Raw genomic sequence first — 16,652 nt, 5'->3', positions numbered from 1 at the left:
AAGAAAAAAGACTTCCGTAAACAGGGAACATTCTGTAAATTAAATCGGCGGAAATTATTATAACCAGCCATTCCTACAGTTCTATTTTATTTGGCCGTTATTGTGGCTGGATTTGGATGTCAGGAATGCTAAAAAGTAGAATCACAGCCAGCCCGGGTTTATCTTCATGGTTATGCAAGCTGGAATCAGCCAGACTAATACTTATATGCCACTGTTCACACAGCGTTTTTACGATGGCTAATCCGAGACCACTACCGTTTTCATTGTTACCAAGAATGCGGTAAAACGGTTCGAAAACAAGTTTTCTTTCTGATTCAGCGATGCCCTGACCATTGTCTTCAATCCACATAGATAATTCATTTTCTGCATTTTGTTGGGTATGAATGCTGATGTGGCCACCGGCCGGTGTGTATTTAATGGCATTGCACAGAATATTTTTTAAAATTGTATGTAAATCATTGGTGCTGATTGGTAGTTTGATGTCTTCATTGATATCTACACTTAAATTTTGCTGTTTTTGTTCTGCCAGTGGCAATATTTCTGCAATCAGGTCGCGCAATAAAGGGAGTAAGTCGGTGCTGGCATGGGCTGCTTGTATGTGCTGCTGTTGCTGATGCTGTGCCCGTGCCATGGATAGCAGCTGGGTGAGTAATTGCTCAGTACGTGCAATACCGGCTCTAATTTGCCCGATAAGCTTATTCTGTATGTCCTTTGTTAAATCTGGATCATCAAAACGCGCTATCTGAATGGTTAGTGCAGTGATGGGCGTGCGTAATTCGTGTGCAGCATGGCTAATGAATTTTTTGTCATGCTCTATTGCCGCCTGCAATTGGCTAAACAGTCGGTTTAAAGCAATAATAAACGGACGGATTTCTGTGGGTACATGCTTGGTGTCCAGAGGCGATAAATCATTGGCATTGCGGGCAGTCAGTTCGGTGCTCATTTCCTGCGTAGCACGAAATAGACGTCTAATCCAGATAGCGGTAAACAGCCACAGTAGGGGCATGAGAATCAAGAACGGCCATACCACGCTCAGGGCGCTGTCTTTGGCAATGTGATTGCGGTAGGCTGTGCGCTGAGCGACAACGATTCGTTCGCGCTCACGGGTAAGGATGTATACACGCCAGTGCCGTGCTACAGTAGTGAAATTGTGAAAGCCATCCTGTAACTGTTGCAAGTTCTGCACTGCATTGTCATCACCCATCAGTATATTAAGATAAGGCGAATCCAGCGTTTGTGCCAGTACACGTGGTTTGGGCAACGTGCGTGCACTTTCAGGAAAGTTAAGATCTTCTTGTGTGTCCCGACGCAAAATGGAGCTGCGTGGGTCGAGTAAATGGGCAATCTGTTCCAGCTGCGCATCCTGCAAGTCTTGTGTTTCGCGAAAAGCAGTCTGATAGGCGAGAATATCGCCGATGATGGCAATGAAGGTAACTACAATAGTAATTACCAATAATAAGCGCCATTGAAGCGATGAAACTATCCGCGTTGATCCACCAGCCATCCCAGACCCCGCACATTTTTAATGACATTGCTGCCGAGTTTTTTGCGAATACCGTGAATAACTACTTCTACGGCGTTGCTTTCCACTTCTTCATTCCAGCCATAGATTTTTTCTTCCAGCTCCTGCCTCGACAATATTGTACCCGGCTGCAACAACAGACTGTACAGTAAGGCATATTCTCTGGCTGACAAACGAGTAGATTGTCCATTGGCACTTACTTCCCGTGTTGCCGGATTCAGGGTGATAATGCCATTGCTCAACACTGGACTGGCATGCCCGCTACGTCGGCGCAGAAGTGCACGGATCCGCGCTAGTAGCTCCGTAGGGGCAAAAGGCTTGATTACGTAGTCGTCTGCACCACTATCAAGACCGTTGATTCGTTCTTCCACTGTATCACGGGCAGTAATCAAAATTACAGGCAAATCAAAGTTTTTTGCACGTAGATGGCGCAATACACTAAGACCATCCTGCTTGGGTACACCGATATCTAGTAAAGCGATATCATAGATGTTAGGCTGTAAGGCGTTTTCTGCGGCTAAGCCGTCAGTCACGCAATCAACTGCAAAACCGGCAACATGAAGCATATCGCTAAGTGCTTCTGCTATCATCTTGTCGTCTTCAAGAAGTAAAATTCGCATGGGTTAACAATTTTCCACGTAGACAGTGTTGAGCCGATATTGTTTCAGGCTTCAGGCTGCCTATGATAACAAAAACCGCTTCAGGATACCTGAAACGGTTTTGTTCAAACGTTAACCGCAGACTGATTAGTTTGCTTCAGTAGTAGTAGTGGTTTGTTTGGTAGTAGTAGTGCTAGCAGCAGCTTTTTTGGCGTGTGCTTTTTTAGCGTGAGTGCGTTTTACCTGAGCTTTTTTAGCAACCGGTTTAACAGTTTTAGCAGCTGGTTTTACAGTAGTTGTAGCAGCAGTGGTGTTAGTGGTAGTAGTAGTGGTGGCTGCAGCAGGAGCAGCAAAAGAAGCAGCAGCAGTTAAACCAAAAATAGCACTTACAACAGCAGCAGTGATTTTTTTCATGACAAATCTCCAATTTAAGTAGTTTAGGACAATAACCATCTCGGTTCTTGTTGCTGAACAGTATGGTCGCCAATACTTAGGCAAGACTTAGATAAATGTATTTTATTGTTAAATAAATGTAATTATAAGTTAATAAATTATATATACTACAGGTTTAAATTAATTTTCTTTTTAATCTTCAAGTTTTTAGGTATTTTGCGGGCATAGTAGCCGTTTTTAGTGAAATAAAATGACGCTTATTAACTGCTATCTGACAAATGTAAGCGCAAATTAGCGTCAATGCCCGAGAAAATTTTAAAAAAACGGTAGAAAAGCCAGATTAAACATCATCTGCGATTGCCATATTACGCAATAAAATGTCAAAAATCTCATTATTAAACTCTATTCATACATCGGAATAGCGAAAACCTTTTCCGAGAAGTCAGAGATAAAATTGGAGATATCAAAAGCACGATTAATTATTTGAATTTCAAAAGTTATGCTAATGAGTTTCTGGTTAAAACTGAGACCATAGACTTGTGTAAGCAGCGTATATTTGTTGTGTTTCAAACATTCTCAGCAGAATAAAAAAGGCGTATCCAAAAAGGTTACGCCGGTAACAAATAAAAAATAACTGTGTTAAACAGTACGAGCAATTTCAGTCATGGATTCAGCAGCCAGTCCCAGTGTGTCAGCAATGATTTCGCTGTTATGAGCGGCAGAAACAAAACAGGACTCATAAGCAGATGGAGCGAAAGCGACGCCACGAGCCAGCATGGCATGGAAAAATTCTTTAAACAATACCTGATTGCACCGCTGCATATCGCTAAAACAAGTCGGAAGCTCGGCAGTGAAATAAAAGCCAAACATCCCACCTATACTGCGACTAGTAAAAGGAATATTTGCTTCTTCTGCTATGGCGGCCAAACCTTTACTCAGTTCTAAAGTACGGGCGCTGAGTGTGTTGTAGAAATCTGGTCTTTGGATAATTTCCAGCGTTTTAAGTCCTGCAGCTACACATACTGGATTACCAGATAAAGTGCCAGCCTGATATACAGGACCCAAGGGGGAAACGCAGGACATAATATCTGCACGCCCGCCGAAAGCCGCTACCGGCATGCCGCCTCCGATGATTTTACCGATGGTGGTTAAATCAGGTTTGATACCGTGAATAGACTGTGCACCGCCCAGTGCGACACGAAAACCGGTCATAACTTCATCGTAAATCAATACGCTGCCATACTGGTCAGTGAGTCTGCGCATGGCCTGCACAAATTCTGATGTAGCCGGTATCATATTCATATTGCCGGCGATCGGTTCCACAATTACACAAGCAATGCTGTCGCCCTTGCTGGCAAAAGTTTGCTCTAATGCTTCAATATCGTTGTAGGGCAGCACAAGCGTATGGCGGCTAAAATCCTCAGGTACTCCGGCAGAACTGGGATGGCCGAAAGTCAGCAGACCCGAACCTGCTTTGACCAGTAAACTGTCAGAATGGCCGTGGTAGCAGCCTTCAAACTTGATAATATTGTCACGTTTAGTAAAACCTCTAGCCAGCCGTATAGCACTCATGGTGGCTTCTGTACCGGAGCTAACCAGCCGGATTTGTTCCATACTCGGCATAATATGGCGGATTGCTTCGGCAATACGGATTTCATTTTCGGTGGGTGCACCGAAAGACAGGCCATTTTCTGCTGCGTGACACACGGCTTCTACTACTTCCGGATGTGCATGCCCCACAATAGCCGGACCCCACGAACCGACATAATCGATATAGCGGCTTTCATTTTCATCCCACACATAGGCACCCTGCGCCTTTTTAATAAAGCGGGGAATACCACCAACGCTGCCAAAGGCTCTTACCGGTGAATTCACGCCGCCGGGAATAATGGTTTTAGCCTGTTCGAATAATTGCTGATTTCGATCCATGATTTTAACCTCTGTTATAAAATGATGCCGGATGAATGGCATTTAGGGATAATCATACTATTGATTGTGCACACTCGATAAGGGACTTGAATCATTCAGCCGCTTAGATGCTTCATAGTGTGTCCAAACAGGCTGGCATAAAAAGTTTCAATTGCTACACATAGCAATAAAGATTCAAACAACAGAAAATAATGCTATATCCTGATTGGCAAATAACGAAACGCGTAAGGGTATCCTGTAGCCAGCAGCTATTTCATTGCTCTGCCAGTGCCGGTTGGCTTAGGAAAAAGAAGAAAATTTGCTGCGGAATGACTGAATCAACTGGGGAAAGTGAGCGAGATGCTTGACCCACTGGTAGACCATGAGGGTATAACTTTCCTGAGCCAGAAAACGTAGTTTGGACTGGGTAGCGGTATAACGGGTAGTAGGGGTGGGAGAAACCTGTACATCCAATCCTAAGTCGCGGGCCATGATACAGGCTCGCGCCAAGTGATAGGGATCGCTAACAATAATAAAAGTGTCTATATCATTATCTTCAGCAAGTGCCTGAGCATTCACCAGATTCTGCCAAGTGTCACGTGAATGATTTTCATAAATGATATCGCTGGCATCTACACCATTGCGAATAGCATAACGACGACCTACCGCTGCTTCAGTCATAAAACCGCTGCGCGGACTACCACCGGTGAATAGTATTTTTTTTACTTTTCCCGCGCGATAAAGATTGATGGCATGATTGATACGCTCACGAAAAACCGGTGACGGGCGCTTATCCCATGCCGCAGCACCGAGCACAATGGCTGCATCGGCTTCACTGAGCAGCTGCGGATGGCTAAACTGATAGACAGTCGCCATACTGATGGCGTAATTGGCGGCAACAAACAAGCTACCGGCAGTAATCACACTACGCAGACAATACCAGAAGCCGAAGCGTGTGCCATTGGACATTTATTGCTCTAATAAGGCTTCAATATTGGTTAACGGCCGGCCGATGGCTGCATGATCGCCAAAGACAGCAATAGGACGCTCAATGAGAATAGGGTGGGCAGCCATAGCAGCAATCAAGGTATCTTCATCTGCCTCTACCAGATTGAGCTGTGCATATAAATCATCTTTGCTGCGCATCATCTCCCTTGCAGAATGGATGGCCAGCTTCTGCTTTAGCGCGCGAATCTGTGCCTCGGATAATGGTTCGGTCAGGTAGGGAATGACTTTAGTGTTGACATTGCGAACCTGTAGTAAAGACAAGGCGGCACGGGATTTAGAACAATTAGGGTTATGATACAGTATGACGGTATTTGTCATGATTATCCCTGAACTTCAAAATAAATGGAAAATCTAAATAGGAAGTGTGGACGAAACTTCAAATTTTGACAAGTATTATTAATTATTTTAAAGATCAGACTAAGTTTCAGTAGTGAGTGTAAATAAATTATTTGAATAAAAATACATGCTTGGCTTAGGTATTAAAACTAAAAGTAGTATGGTGAATAAACAGCTTGCCGCGTTGGCGCCGAAATTGTAAATAAAATATTTTATAATTACTGCTGTGAAACGTAATATTTAGGAAAGGCTATGTTTCAATTCATCCGTGTTTTGAAAAAAACAGTGGTATTAAGTTTATTGATTTCTGGCGGATTGCACGTACAGGCAGCAGAGCTGCAAAGCTGGCCTCAAGGTAAGGCCGCAGTATTGCCAGCAAATAGTACTGTACAAGTGATTAATATCTGGGCGTCATGGTGTGCTTCCTGCCGTAGTGAAATGCCTATGCTTTCGCGCTGGTATCTTCAGCAACAGAAATCAGGTAAAGGCAGGGTAAACGTAGCAGGGGTGGCACTAGACACTGAGGCTAATTTACAACGCTTTACCCGTCAGATAAAAGTCAGCTACCCGCTATATCGCTACACCGGCACGGACAGCAGAGCTTGGATGAGACAGTTCGGCAATAGTATTGGCGGCATACCTTACACGCAGGTACGGGCGCCAGAATGCGGTTTTCAACAGTCTTTGATAGGTAGGTTAACTGAAGACATACTTAATCAGGCGCTTGCAGCCGCCAAAAAACAATGTGCTCAACGTAAAATACATATATAAATTTTAAGCAATATCAACATTAAAGTGTGCACCACGATTTTCTGTTTGATTTAAACCGTCTTGTACCATCAGTAGTGCTGTAACCAGAGTCAGTTTATCTGTCTGGCTGACAGCATGCAGGTACCATTGCTGTAACTGCATGTGTAATGTGTGCATGTCTTCAGTGCGTCGGCATATACCAAAATATCGGCTCATGAGTTTTTGCAGTGCTTGTAGGCTAAATGTATGCATATCTGGCACTGAAACAGATGTCTGCACGGGCTGTTGCCACAATAGCTCGGTCGATTCTTTCTTTAGATGTTGAGGCCAAGTCAGGGTATGAGAATCTGAAGCGGCCATACTGGCGGCGGCCGCCCGCCCAACAACGACACATTCCAGCAAAGAATTACTGGCCAGACGATTGGCTCCGTGTAAGCCCGTACTGGCGGTTTCGCCAATAACATATAGCTGTGGCACATCGGTACGGCCAGCCGTGTCGGTGATAATACCGCCACAGGCATAATGCGCTGCCGGGGCAACTGGAATGAATTCGCAGGTAATATCAAGCCCTTGCTTTAAGCAATGCCGATAAATCTGCGGGAAATGTGTGCGGATAAAGTCAGCAGATAAATGCGTAATGTCCAAATAGACACAATGATGGCCAGATTTGGCTATTTCAGCAGCGATGGCACGAGCGACGATATCTCGGGGTGCCAATTCGGCGCGCTCATCATATTGAGGCATGAAGCGCTGTCCTTGGCTGTTGCGCAAAATGCCGCCCTCTCCACGTACTGCTTCTGAAATCAGAAAACACGGATTAGCTGGTAGTGCAAGCGCAGTGGGGTGAAACTGTACAAAAGCAAGCTGTCGTGTTCTGCAACCCGCCAGCGCAGCTACAGCGACGCCATGCCCAGTGGCGGTAAGTGGATTAGTGGTCAGCGAGAATAACTGACCCAGACCACCGCTTGCCAATACCGTATGTTTAGCTCGAATGAGAATGGTTTCACCACTGTCTGCTATCGTGACACTGGCGCCAGTGCAAACAGTATTTTCCAGTATCACCTCATTTATGAAAGTATGGGTGAGTACTTGTATATTGGGGTGAGCCAGAAGCTGTTGCTGAAGGGTTTCGGTGATGCTGTGTCCTGTGTGGTCGGCTGCGTGCACAATTCGCCGCTTGCCATGTCCACCTTCGCGTGTTAGATGTAATTGCCCATTTTCACGCGTGAATTCCACCCCATGCGCACATAACCATTCAATTGCATTAGCACCTTCACTCAAAATGGTGGCTGTCTGAGTTTCATCACAGCTTCCAGCTCCGGCAATAAGGGTGTCGGCTACATGTTCAGCCACACTGTCTGCTTCATCGATTACAGCGGCTATACCGCCTTGCGCCAGAGTGCTGGCACATATTGACAAGTCTTGCCTGACTACAACCGTAATATGAAAATGTTCAGGTAAAGACAAGGCTACTGTCAGTCCGGCCAGACCGGCACCAACAATCAGCACATCTGTCTCAGCAGTTGAGCAGGGAGGCAAAGTGGTCATGTTGTCTGATCCAAGGAATAAACTGATCGGATAAAATATTTAAAGTATTAGATGTAGAGCTAAAAGCTTGAAATTCACGCCAGGCTGATGAGAACTCAAGCATGCGCCGGATCGACAAGCTGGCCTGTTGGCTTAATGCTGCTGGGAGTTGTACGCGATGCTGCTCTTGGTGGTTTAGCGCATCGATACAAGACTCTAGACCGTTCATGGCCATCCATGGGCAGAAAGCACACGATTTACAAGTAGCACCATTACCGGCAGTGGGCGCCGCCAGAAATGTTTTTGCTGGTGCCTGTTTGGTCATTTCATGCAGAATGCCTTGATCAGTGGCTACAATGAAAGTATCGGCCGTATCGTTGATTGCTGCCTGTAGCAACTGGCTGGTAGAACCAACCACATCTGCCAGAGCCACTACCGCTGCCGGCGATTCAGGATGTACCAATACTTTAGCGTGCGGATAACGGGCTTTCATCAACGCCAGTTCTTGCCCTTTAAATTCATTGTGTACCAAACAGGAGCCCTGCCACAGCACCATATCAGCACCGGTCAGATTCTGAATGTATTCGCCTAAATGCCTATCCGGCCCCCAGATAATTTTTTTACCCTGAGCATGTAAAAAAGATACGATTTCAATCGCAATCGAAGAGGTAACAACCCAATCGGCACGGGCTTTAACCTCAGCGCTGGTATTGGCATAAACCACGACAGTTCGTTCCGGATACTGATTACAAAAAGCTGTGAATTCATCTGCCGGACACCCGAGGTCTAAAGAACAAGTTGCTTGCATATCCGGCATGAGTATGGTTTTTTCTGGACTAAGTATGCTCGCTGTTTCGCCCATGAATTTCACTCCGGCTACCAGCAGTGTCTGTGCCGGATGGCGGGCACCGAAGCGCGCCATCTCAAGCGAATCGCCCACCATACCTCCGCTAGCAAGTGCCAAATCCTGTAATTCTGGTTCAACATAGTAATGTGTGAGCATTACCGCCTGATGCTGCTGCAATAATGTAGTAATTTGCTCAGAATAAGCCTGCTTCTCTTCTTTAGTTGGTTGCGATGGAATTTTCGCCCATGCACATTCCAGTACGGACGTAGCAGGCTGACCATGCGTAGCTGCATCAGTAGCATATTTTTTTAGCTGTACAGATGGTTTTTCATAATCAAAAGCACGCCATTGCTTATGGTCGGGTACAGTTTGCATAGACACTCCTTAATCAGGATTAAATCATTATGCTCAATATGAGTATATAAAGCAACATGTAAAGATTGTGACAGGAAGAAAGTAAATAGATTTGATTATGGTGCTGTTTCATTAAATAGCTGAATGAATGGCTGATTCATAAAAACCGGCTGCGCAGGTTTTGTTTTTTTGCAACAATTTCTTTACAATTAATGAGTGTTGATTAAGGAGTATTACCTGCATGCACACAACAGCTGATTTACCCTCATCCAGTTATAGCGATAGTGCAGCTGAGCTGGTGGCCGTGTTGTTTGCAGTAACGGATTTTAGCGCCCGCGTGCTTACCATTCACGATGGCAGCTTATTGCCTTTTGGTCCGTTAAAACCAGTGCACCACTCCTTGCAGGCTGGAGCAAGAACATGGGTACATCAGCGGACCGGTCAGCCACTTGGCTATATTGAACAGCTGTATACTTTTGTTGACATGAAGCGTAGCCATCACAATGGTCAGGCAGTTATCAATATTAGTTATCTAGGTCTAGTAAAAGAGACGGCTGAAAGTGGCCTGACGCTGGAAGCAAAATGGCAAGACTGGTATGAATACTTTCCATGGGAAGACAGCCGTCGTCCGCAACATGCGCATATTCTCAACCAGTTGATTCTGCCGATGCAGAACTGGGTGGATGCCGCACCCAATCAGGAAATCCGTAATCAGCGGCAGCAACGCCTGAATTTATGCTGGGGTATAAACGGGCAGCACTGGATTGCCGAAAATGCTCTGCTGCGCTATGAGTTGATGTATGAGACAGGCCTTATTGCTGAGTCACCGTATTATGATAATCAGCTACCACCACAATTAACCGGCCGTCCCATGCAATTCAATCATCGTCGAATTCTGGCTACGGCTGTGTCGAGATTGCGCGCTAAATTACAATACCGGCCAGTTATCTTTGATTTAATGCCGCCCCAATTCACTCTGTATCAGTTGCAGCGCAGTATTGAAGTATTGAATGGTGTGGAGCTGCATAAACAAAATTTTCGTCGTTTGGTTAACAATCAGCAGCTTGTTGTAGCTACTGGTGAAACTATGGTGGCAGAGCGTGGACGTCCGGCACAACTATACCGTTTTAATGAAAATGTATTGCAAGAAAGCTTGCTTTCCGGTTATCGGCTCCCATTAATTGGTAATCACATCTAATACCTTTCTGTATCATCAAGGTTTTACCAAAATTTTATACATTAATATCATAGGGATACATATGCCGCACATATTGCGGCAGAGCTAAGATGCTTACTTTATTAAAATACAGAATTAGAGTTTATCTAATCCAGCTTTTGGCAATGTGAACAGTGAACCCACTGCTGGTGCGCATCAACCTTATAGCAAAAATTAAATCAAGACCTGTCTAAATTTTCCTTTTCGTAAAAGTCTTATCTCATATATACTCTAAACGAGTATAAATACAAATGAGAAAATCATGATGAATGATTTACCTGAAATTATTACGCGTCCATTAGTACAGGCAGCACTAGTGGAAGATTTGGGGCGCCGCGGAGACATTACCTCCCGAGCAGTTGTACCGGCCGAGAGCCTTGCACAATTCAGCATCGTGGCTCGGGCAGAAGGAGTAGTATGCGGGCTAGAACTGGCGCGGCAAAGCTTTGCATTAATCGACTCTAATCTAAAATTTAAAATATATCAAAATGATGGTGATATCATTCCCGCAAATACTGTGCTGGCGCAGGTTACAGGTAATGCTCGGGCTATTCTGGCTGCTGAGCGTACAGCCCTAAATTTTCTGACTCATTTAAGCGGTATTGCCACTGCCACACACGAACTTCAGACACTGATTGCGCCTACGGGTGCCTTGCTCACCTGTACCAGGAAAACTTTGCCTGGCCTGCGCGCTATTCAGAAATATGCAGTACGAATGGGGGGTGGACGTAATCATCGAATGGGACTGGACGATGCTATTCTGATTAAAGATAATCATATTGCTCTGGCCGGAGGTGATATTGCCCTTACCCTACGGCAAGCAAAGGCTTATGCAGGACATCTTATCGCTATAGAGGTGGAAGTAGATACCCTAGCGCAGTTGCGTCGGGTACTGGATGTAGGTGTTGATTTAGTATTGCTGGATAATATGTCAGTGGAAGAATTGCGAACAGCAGTAAGCTGGTGCAAAGGGCAATGTCAAACAGAGGCATCTGGCAATCTACGTCCAGATACACTTTTGGCTGCAGCACAAACCGGTGTTGATTTTCTGGCAATGGGCTATCTGACGCACAGCGCGCGTTATCTTGATATTGGTCTGGATTATCAGTAAACCCGATTAACTTTCCTGGACCAGAAAGATGAAATTCTTGTTGTATTTACTATTTTCCACTTTGCTAAGCTTATATAAAACATTATATTGCTGATTTTAAGCCTGCTTGTTATAGAAAATATCAAAAATACAATAATGGATTAGGTTACGAAACCGGAAAACATAGTAGGTGGGTTTCAAACGTTTTCAATTTAGGAAATAGCCGAAGTGCTTGAGTTTGAAAACACTTTTAACTTTATTGATGATAACGCTCAGTAAAGCGAGGCAAGTAGCGGCTGTGAAATATTTCTGCATCCTGAATACTATCGTTTTATTGCGTGTCAGTTTGAATTGTAAATATGGCTGTAATAAAAAATTAGTGTTTTAATTTTTTACACATGCATAGAAAACAGAATGATTCATATAAAAAGGTGCAGCCTAATAAGGCTGCACCGTACTGATACAAAACAGAATCTATTAACCGTATCGGCGTTGAAATTCTTGCATAAAGCTCACTAAGGCTTCTACACCCTGTAATGGCATAGCATTATAAATACTGGCACGCATGCCTCCCATGGATTTGTAGCCCTGTAACGTACATAATCCATGCGCATTAGCTTGTTGCACAAATAGTTTATCCAGCTCTTTTTCAGGTGTGTGGAAAATAACATTCATGTACGAACGCGCATGTTCTTTTACATTATTGATATAAAAACCATTACTGTTATCTATGGCGGAGTACAGGGTTTCTGCTTTCATGGTATTGATAGCCTGCATCTGTTCCACACCACCATTGGCTTGTAGCCAGCGGAATACCAAACCAGAAATATAAATCGGATAGGTGGCTGGTGTGTTATACATGCCTTGACGGATAATATGGCTATGGTAATTCCATACGTCCGGTATGCGATCGGAGCAGCGTTCAAGCAAATCTTCACGGATAATCACAATGGTGGCACCAGAAGGGCCGATATTTTTTTGTGCACCGGCATAGATTAAGCCGAAATCCGCAACATTAATTGGCCGTGACAGTATCTCACTCGACATGTCACAGACAATTGGTGGTAGTCCATCGGGTTTGGGGATATTGCGATACTGCAGGCCATGCACGGTTTCATTAATGCAGTAGTGAACGAAAGCTGAATCCGGATCAACGTCCCAAGTTTCTGGTGCCGGAACGTCAGTATAGTTATACAGATCACCACCATGGGCAGCAAGATGAATCTCAGCATCTGATAGTTTACCCATCTGGCTGTGGGCAATACGGCTCCAATTGCCACTCACAACAGAGTCTACCCGTTTAAAACCATTGGCTAGATTCATGACAACCATATTGAACTGAGCACTGGCGCCGCCCTGCATAAACAAAACCTTGTAATTATCTGGAATATGCAGCAACTGACGCAAATCCAGTTCTGCATGATGCAGGATACTGAGAAAAGCATCGGAGCGATGGCTCATGGTCATGACTGAAGTGCCGGTACCATTGTAATCCAGCATTTCAGCCTGAGCTGTCTGTAATACGGCCTCAGGTAGAATGGCCGGACCGGCAGAAAAATTGTATTTGTGCAGTGTTGTCATGAATAATTTAAAACCTGTTGCTAAGCTGTATGTATAGAGGTTTTGCGTCCCGTGGAAATGCTGCATACCGCGTTGAGGTTTAACGCAAAACCAGGTGAAGTTTTGAGTTGCTGGAATTCTAGTTGTTTGCCAATTGAAAGGCAAATACAAAACCGTTTTGCATGTAAAGGAGCGAAAGTATGGTTTTTTCTGCCTGTGAGCGAGAAAGATTTAGTTTGAAACCCTTTTATTTTGCTTTTGCTCAGGTAAATTTTCTATAAATTACCGGATTTATCTGGTTGTCAGACCCGTTTAATCGCATAGAGAATCTGATTTCAGCCCTCACTGCTGTTTTCCAGTAAGGTAATTTTGGTGGCTCCAAGCTGCTTTAGGCTGTGTAGAGCTTCATGCCATGCTTGAGGTAGATTTTCGCAGTCTTTATCCCATGCTTTTAAACCAAATTCCAAACGATATTGATGGATTTGTTCATCGTTAGGTAAATCTTCCCGAATAGTTGGCAGGCTAAACGTTTTGATACCTGGCCATTTTTGCTCAATCTGCTCCATCAAGGGGGCGATTCTGGATTCAGGTACACCGTCAACCAGCGCGGCTTTAGCCATGATCTGATGCTGAAAAAAATTCTTGCTGTAATAGGTATTCAGCACCCATTCAGCCATTGGGTGTGCCATTTTGGGAAAGCCGGGGAAAAAATAATGCTCTTTAATAGAAAAGCCGGCAATATTATTAAACGGATTGGGAATAAGCGCTGCCCCTTTTGGGAATTCAGCCATTTTGGCACGCTGTAAATGAGATGGACTATTAAGTGTGTCGCCTTGTCTGATTGAAATTGCTTCAATATTTTTCAGTGCTTGAGGATGAGCCTGCAAGGGTAGATTTAAAGCAAGCGCACAAGCTTGGCGGGTGTGATCATCTGGCGTTGCGCCAATACCGCCGGTTACAAATACGGGTAGTTTTTCTTCAAAAGACTGTTTCAACTGGCGAGTAATGGTATCGCAGTCATCGGGCAGATACTGTGCCCATGCCATTTGAAGGCCGTGTTGCTTAAATAAATGTTTAAAAAATATAAAATGACCGTCTTGTCTTGATCCATTCAGAATTTCATCGCCGATAATAATGATGCCGATTTGCATGCTGGTTCTCCTGAGTTGTGTTTGTTGTTGCAGTATGGCTATATATTTCAATGATATAAAACGTGGCTATTGTTTTATGCTCAAATTTATTTTAATGTGCAGGTGTCGTGTTATTTTAGCAAGGATGTGATTATGAGTATCAAAAAATTGGCCATCACTGCCCTGGTTGCAGGTAGTCTTGCTGCCTGTGCCCACACATCTGACCGTAAGGTGAATATGCGTGCGGCGAATGCGCAGCTACTTAGTGCTTACGATTGGCAGCTGACAGAAGCTACAGACCGGCACGGCCGACCTTTGGCTAGCCTTGCAGGCAATACCAATCTGAAACTGAATTTTAACGGTCAGCGGCTAAATGTTTCTGGTGGCTGTAATAATATCAGTTCGGTTTACCAACTGAACGGAGAAGATATGCACATTCAGGCGCCGGTAAGTACGATGAAAGCGTGTGCTCCCGATGTCATGGCGCAGGATGCAGCAGTTGTATCGTTTATGAACGGCCAGAAGTTACATGCTGGTTTATTGAATACTGAAGATAGTCAGAATGCTGAACCAAAGCTATGGATTGAAAATCGGCGAGGTGAGCATTTGCTGTGGCGGGGTGTGCCTACTGCAACAGCACAGTATGGACAACCAACAGTGGTATTTTGGGAAATTAGCCCAGAAACTCAGGCTTGTCAGACAGCGCAGGGTGCTGCTCAATGCCTGAAAGTACGTGAAGTGACCTATAACGAGCAGGGTATCAAAGTTAAAAATGGTGTATGGCGTAATTTCGCTGGTACGATTGATGGTTGGCAGTTTAATCCGTCCGAAAATCAAGTTTTACGTTTGAACGTATATGAAATTAAACCAGCCGATGCCTCTGCAGAAAGCCAATATGTTTATAAATTGGATCAGATTATTGAGCGCTCAGCGGTGAATACACCTAAACATAAACATCAACGTAAATAAGCAGTACGGGTTATTGAAGCAGAAAAAGGCAATGAAATTTCATTGCCTTTTATTATGCTGGTATTTCAGTGCGTAAGATATTGAACTGAATTTATTGTTTTAAGTAGATTTCTGGCTGACCTGCCGCATTATCAAGTATCAGTGTCTGATTATTTTTATTTTGAATCAGTCTGCCACTGCGGCTAATGGATTTGCTGCGGCCATCTTTGCTGACTTGATTTTGATAAGTAAATTGATGGTTCGGTTCTAGACGGAAAGAAGTGGTTTCACTGTATTGATGACATTCAGGTTGTTTGCAATTCTTAAACAGTTTAACCTGATTTTCATCTTGTTGGATGGAGGCAGATAGGTTCTCAATTTCTTTTTCAATCTGTTGTTGCTGATGCAACATTTGGCTCATAATTCTTTCAGCATCATCATTAATATAACTCTCGTCTGTAGTCTGATGGCTTGCAGCTAGAGCAGTATTGGCCAGTGTAAATATTGTGGTGATCAAGAGGACTGATTTCAGTATTTGCATGTGTTTTCTCTTTTTCTTAGTTGAGTGATTCAACGTTTCTATGAATACTGTGATTTGGAAAAAAATGTAGTGGTTCAGATCAATATTTAACTATTGAAAACTAGAAAATATCGCAATCTGTATAATTTCCATTATCATCTTTTTGGTTAGTACAAAGCAGCATGCCCTTTAAACTACTATAGACTACACTTTTTGTTTCCCCACTATTAGCTGCCTTTGGGGTAGCAATTAGTGTATAGCTGCTAGGATTGTATATACCTGTTAAAGTAAAAAAAGTTTTACTTCGATTCTGCTCAAGTTTGTTGTAGCCGACAAATGTTTTGTTTTGGGAATAATACCTTTCCAGCATGTTTATATTGGATAAGATATCAGCGCGTGCATTTTCTGCTCTGGCTTTAAGAACAAAATTATGATAAGTGGGATAGCTGATGGCAGTCAGAATGGCAATAATAACGATGGTTATCATCATATCAATCATGGTGAAACCGTAATGGTGACGATGCATTGTATTCTCTTCCTTATTATGAATGCTGATTAATTGCTTATGATTTATCTGCTCTCGATACGGGCTTAATCTGGCTGCACCAGCACATAAGGTTTTACCACAACAGCCCACATCGACTGATTATTATCAAAAAATTGCTGTGCCATTATGTCGCTGACTTTGCTAATTTTACCTTCCTGAATCAAAAGTGCAATGGCAGCACTGTCGTCTGTTGCTATCTTATGTGCAATGGTAACTAAATCCAGCTCAGGTGCAATATAAATACAGTTGCCGCGGGCAAAATAGGGTTGGAGTTCGTGCCAGCTGATACGGGCAGTCTCCATATTAATTTTATGTTCCAATGGTACTTCAGTATTCATACTTAAATCATCTGATTTCATGTTTATCTTATGTTTGCTAAAAAAGGCATTTTGTTATA

General features: G+C 43.7%; 17 protein-coding genes. 4 read left to right on the top strand and 13 right to left on the bottom strand.

What is annotated here, in order from left to right; all coding sequences use genetic code 11:
* Window positions 1-97: 97 nt before the first annotated feature.
* From ACQP6D_RS01605 to arsC, 6 genes are all read right to left on the bottom strand, one after another.
* On the bottom strand, window positions 98-1,504 hold the full coding sequence (locus tag ACQP6D_RS01605; protein WP_370388996.1) for an ATP-binding protein: 1,407 nt from the start codon (window positions 1,502-1,504) through the stop codon (window positions 98-100).
* Window positions 1,480-2,142 (bottom strand): response regulator, encoded by a 663-nt coding sequence (locus tag ACQP6D_RS01600; protein ID WP_100140081.1) that lies wholly within the window; start codon window positions 2,140-2,142, stop codon window positions 1,480-1,482. The genes ACQP6D_RS01605 and ACQP6D_RS01600 overlap by 25 nt, the downstream gene beginning before the upstream one ends.
* Window positions 2,143-2,268: 126 nt before the next feature.
* Window positions 2,269-2,535, bottom strand: a complete 267-nt coding sequence (locus ACQP6D_RS01595; protein WP_100140082.1) for a hypothetical protein — start codon at window positions 2,533-2,535, stop codon at window positions 2,269-2,271.
* Window positions 2,536-3,153: 618 nt separating this feature from the next.
* On the bottom strand, window positions 3,154-4,443 hold the full coding sequence (hemL, locus tag ACQP6D_RS01590) for a glutamate-1-semialdehyde 2,1-aminomutase (RefSeq protein WP_267390204.1): 1,290 nt from the start codon (window positions 4,441-4,443) through the stop codon (window positions 3,154-3,156).
* A gap of 279 nt (window positions 4,444-4,722) precedes the next feature.
* Complete coding sequence (locus tag ACQP6D_RS01585) at window positions 4,723-5,391, bottom strand: YdcF family protein (RefSeq protein WP_367422083.1); 669 nt, start codon at window positions 5,389-5,391, stop codon at window positions 4,723-4,725.
* Window positions 5,392-5,748, bottom strand: coding sequence for an arsenate reductase (glutaredoxin) (gene arsC, locus ACQP6D_RS01580; protein WP_100140085.1), 357 nt, complete (start codon window positions 5,746-5,748; stop codon window positions 5,392-5,394). It abuts the gene before it with no gap.
* 270 nt (window positions 5,749-6,018) lie between these two features.
* Here arsC and ACQP6D_RS01575 point away from each other — a divergent pair, with 270 nt between their 5' ends.
* A complete protein-coding gene (locus ACQP6D_RS01575; protein ID WP_427857268.1) occupies window positions 6,019-6,537 on the top strand; it encodes a TlpA disulfide reductase family protein in 519 nt (172 codons plus the stop codon).
* A gap of 3 nt (window positions 6,538-6,540) precedes the next feature.
* Here the strand turns inward: ACQP6D_RS01575 and nadB are convergent, their stop codons facing one another.
* Window positions 6,541-8,064 carry an L-aspartate oxidase gene (nadB, locus tag ACQP6D_RS01570; RefSeq protein WP_427857267.1) on the bottom strand — a complete coding sequence of 508 codons (1,524 nt, stop codon included), beginning with the start codon at window positions 8,062-8,064 and terminating at the stop codon, window positions 6,541-6,543.
* Window positions 8,033-9,265 (bottom strand): quinolinate synthase NadA, encoded by a 1,233-nt coding sequence (nadA, locus tag ACQP6D_RS01565; protein ID WP_427857266.1) that lies wholly within the window; start codon window positions 9,263-9,265, stop codon window positions 8,033-8,035. The genes nadB and nadA overlap by 32 nt, the downstream gene beginning before the upstream one ends.
* Window positions 9,266-9,485: 220 nt before the next feature.
* Between nadA and ACQP6D_RS01560 the strand changes: the two genes are divergently transcribed.
* Window positions 9,486-10,442, top strand: coding sequence for an NUDIX hydrolase (locus ACQP6D_RS01560; RefSeq protein ID WP_427857265.1), 957 nt, complete (start codon window positions 9,486-9,488; stop codon window positions 10,440-10,442).
* 280 nt (window positions 10,443-10,722) lie between these two features.
* Window positions 10,723-11,571, top strand: a complete 849-nt coding sequence (nadC, locus tag ACQP6D_RS01555; protein ID WP_370388999.1) for a carboxylating nicotinate-nucleotide diphosphorylase — start codon at window positions 10,723-10,725, stop codon at window positions 11,569-11,571.
* 456 nt (window positions 11,572-12,027) lie between these two features.
* Here nadC and serC read toward each other — a convergent pair whose 3' ends face one another.
* Both serC and ACQP6D_RS01545 read right to left on the bottom strand, forming a co-directional pair.
* On the bottom strand, window positions 12,028-13,131 hold the full coding sequence (serC, locus tag ACQP6D_RS01550) for a 3-phosphoserine/phosphohydroxythreonine transaminase (protein ID WP_100140091.1): 1,104 nt from the start codon (window positions 13,129-13,131) through the stop codon (window positions 12,028-12,030).
* A 314-nt stretch (window positions 13,132-13,445) separates the two neighbouring features.
* A complete protein-coding gene (locus ACQP6D_RS01545) occupies window positions 13,446-14,261 on the bottom strand; it encodes a competence/damage-inducible protein A (protein WP_370389000.1) in 816 nt (271 codons plus the stop codon).
* A 132-nt stretch (window positions 14,262-14,393) separates the two neighbouring features.
* Between ACQP6D_RS01545 and ACQP6D_RS01540 the strand changes: the two genes are divergently transcribed.
* Entirely contained in the window at window positions 14,394-15,209 is an 816-nt protein-coding gene (locus ACQP6D_RS01540; protein WP_367488588.1) for an META domain-containing protein, read from the top strand.
* A 91-nt stretch (window positions 15,210-15,300) separates the two neighbouring features.
* Here ACQP6D_RS01540 and ACQP6D_RS01535 read toward each other — a convergent pair whose 3' ends face one another.
* The 3 genes from ACQP6D_RS01535 to ACQP6D_RS01525 all read right to left on the bottom strand — a co-directional run bounded on the left by ACQP6D_RS01535 (window position 15,301) and on the right by ACQP6D_RS01525 (window position 16,614).
* A complete protein-coding gene (locus ACQP6D_RS01535; RefSeq protein ID WP_367578061.1) occupies window positions 15,301-15,729 on the bottom strand; it encodes a hypothetical protein in 429 nt (142 codons plus the stop codon).
* 100 nt (window positions 15,730-15,829) lie between these two features.
* Window positions 15,830-16,234, bottom strand: coding sequence for a type IV pilin protein (locus ACQP6D_RS01530; protein WP_100140096.1), 405 nt, complete (start codon window positions 16,232-16,234; stop codon window positions 15,830-15,832).
* 65 nt (window positions 16,235-16,299) lie between these two features.
* Window positions 16,300-16,614, bottom strand: coding sequence for a DUF2288 domain-containing protein (locus tag ACQP6D_RS01525; RefSeq protein ID WP_370387262.1), 315 nt, complete (start codon window positions 16,612-16,614; stop codon window positions 16,300-16,302).
* Window positions 16,615-16,652: the final 38 nt, after the last annotated feature.

The sequence above is a fragment of the Snodgrassella sp. CS2 genome (assembly GCF_050310315.1).
Taxonomy (GTDB): Bacteria; Pseudomonadota; Gammaproteobacteria; order Burkholderiales; family Neisseriaceae; genus Snodgrassella; species Snodgrassella alvi_E.
The sequence above is the reverse complement of the archived record's forward strand: the minus strand, read 5'-3'. Positions and strand labels throughout refer to the sequence as shown.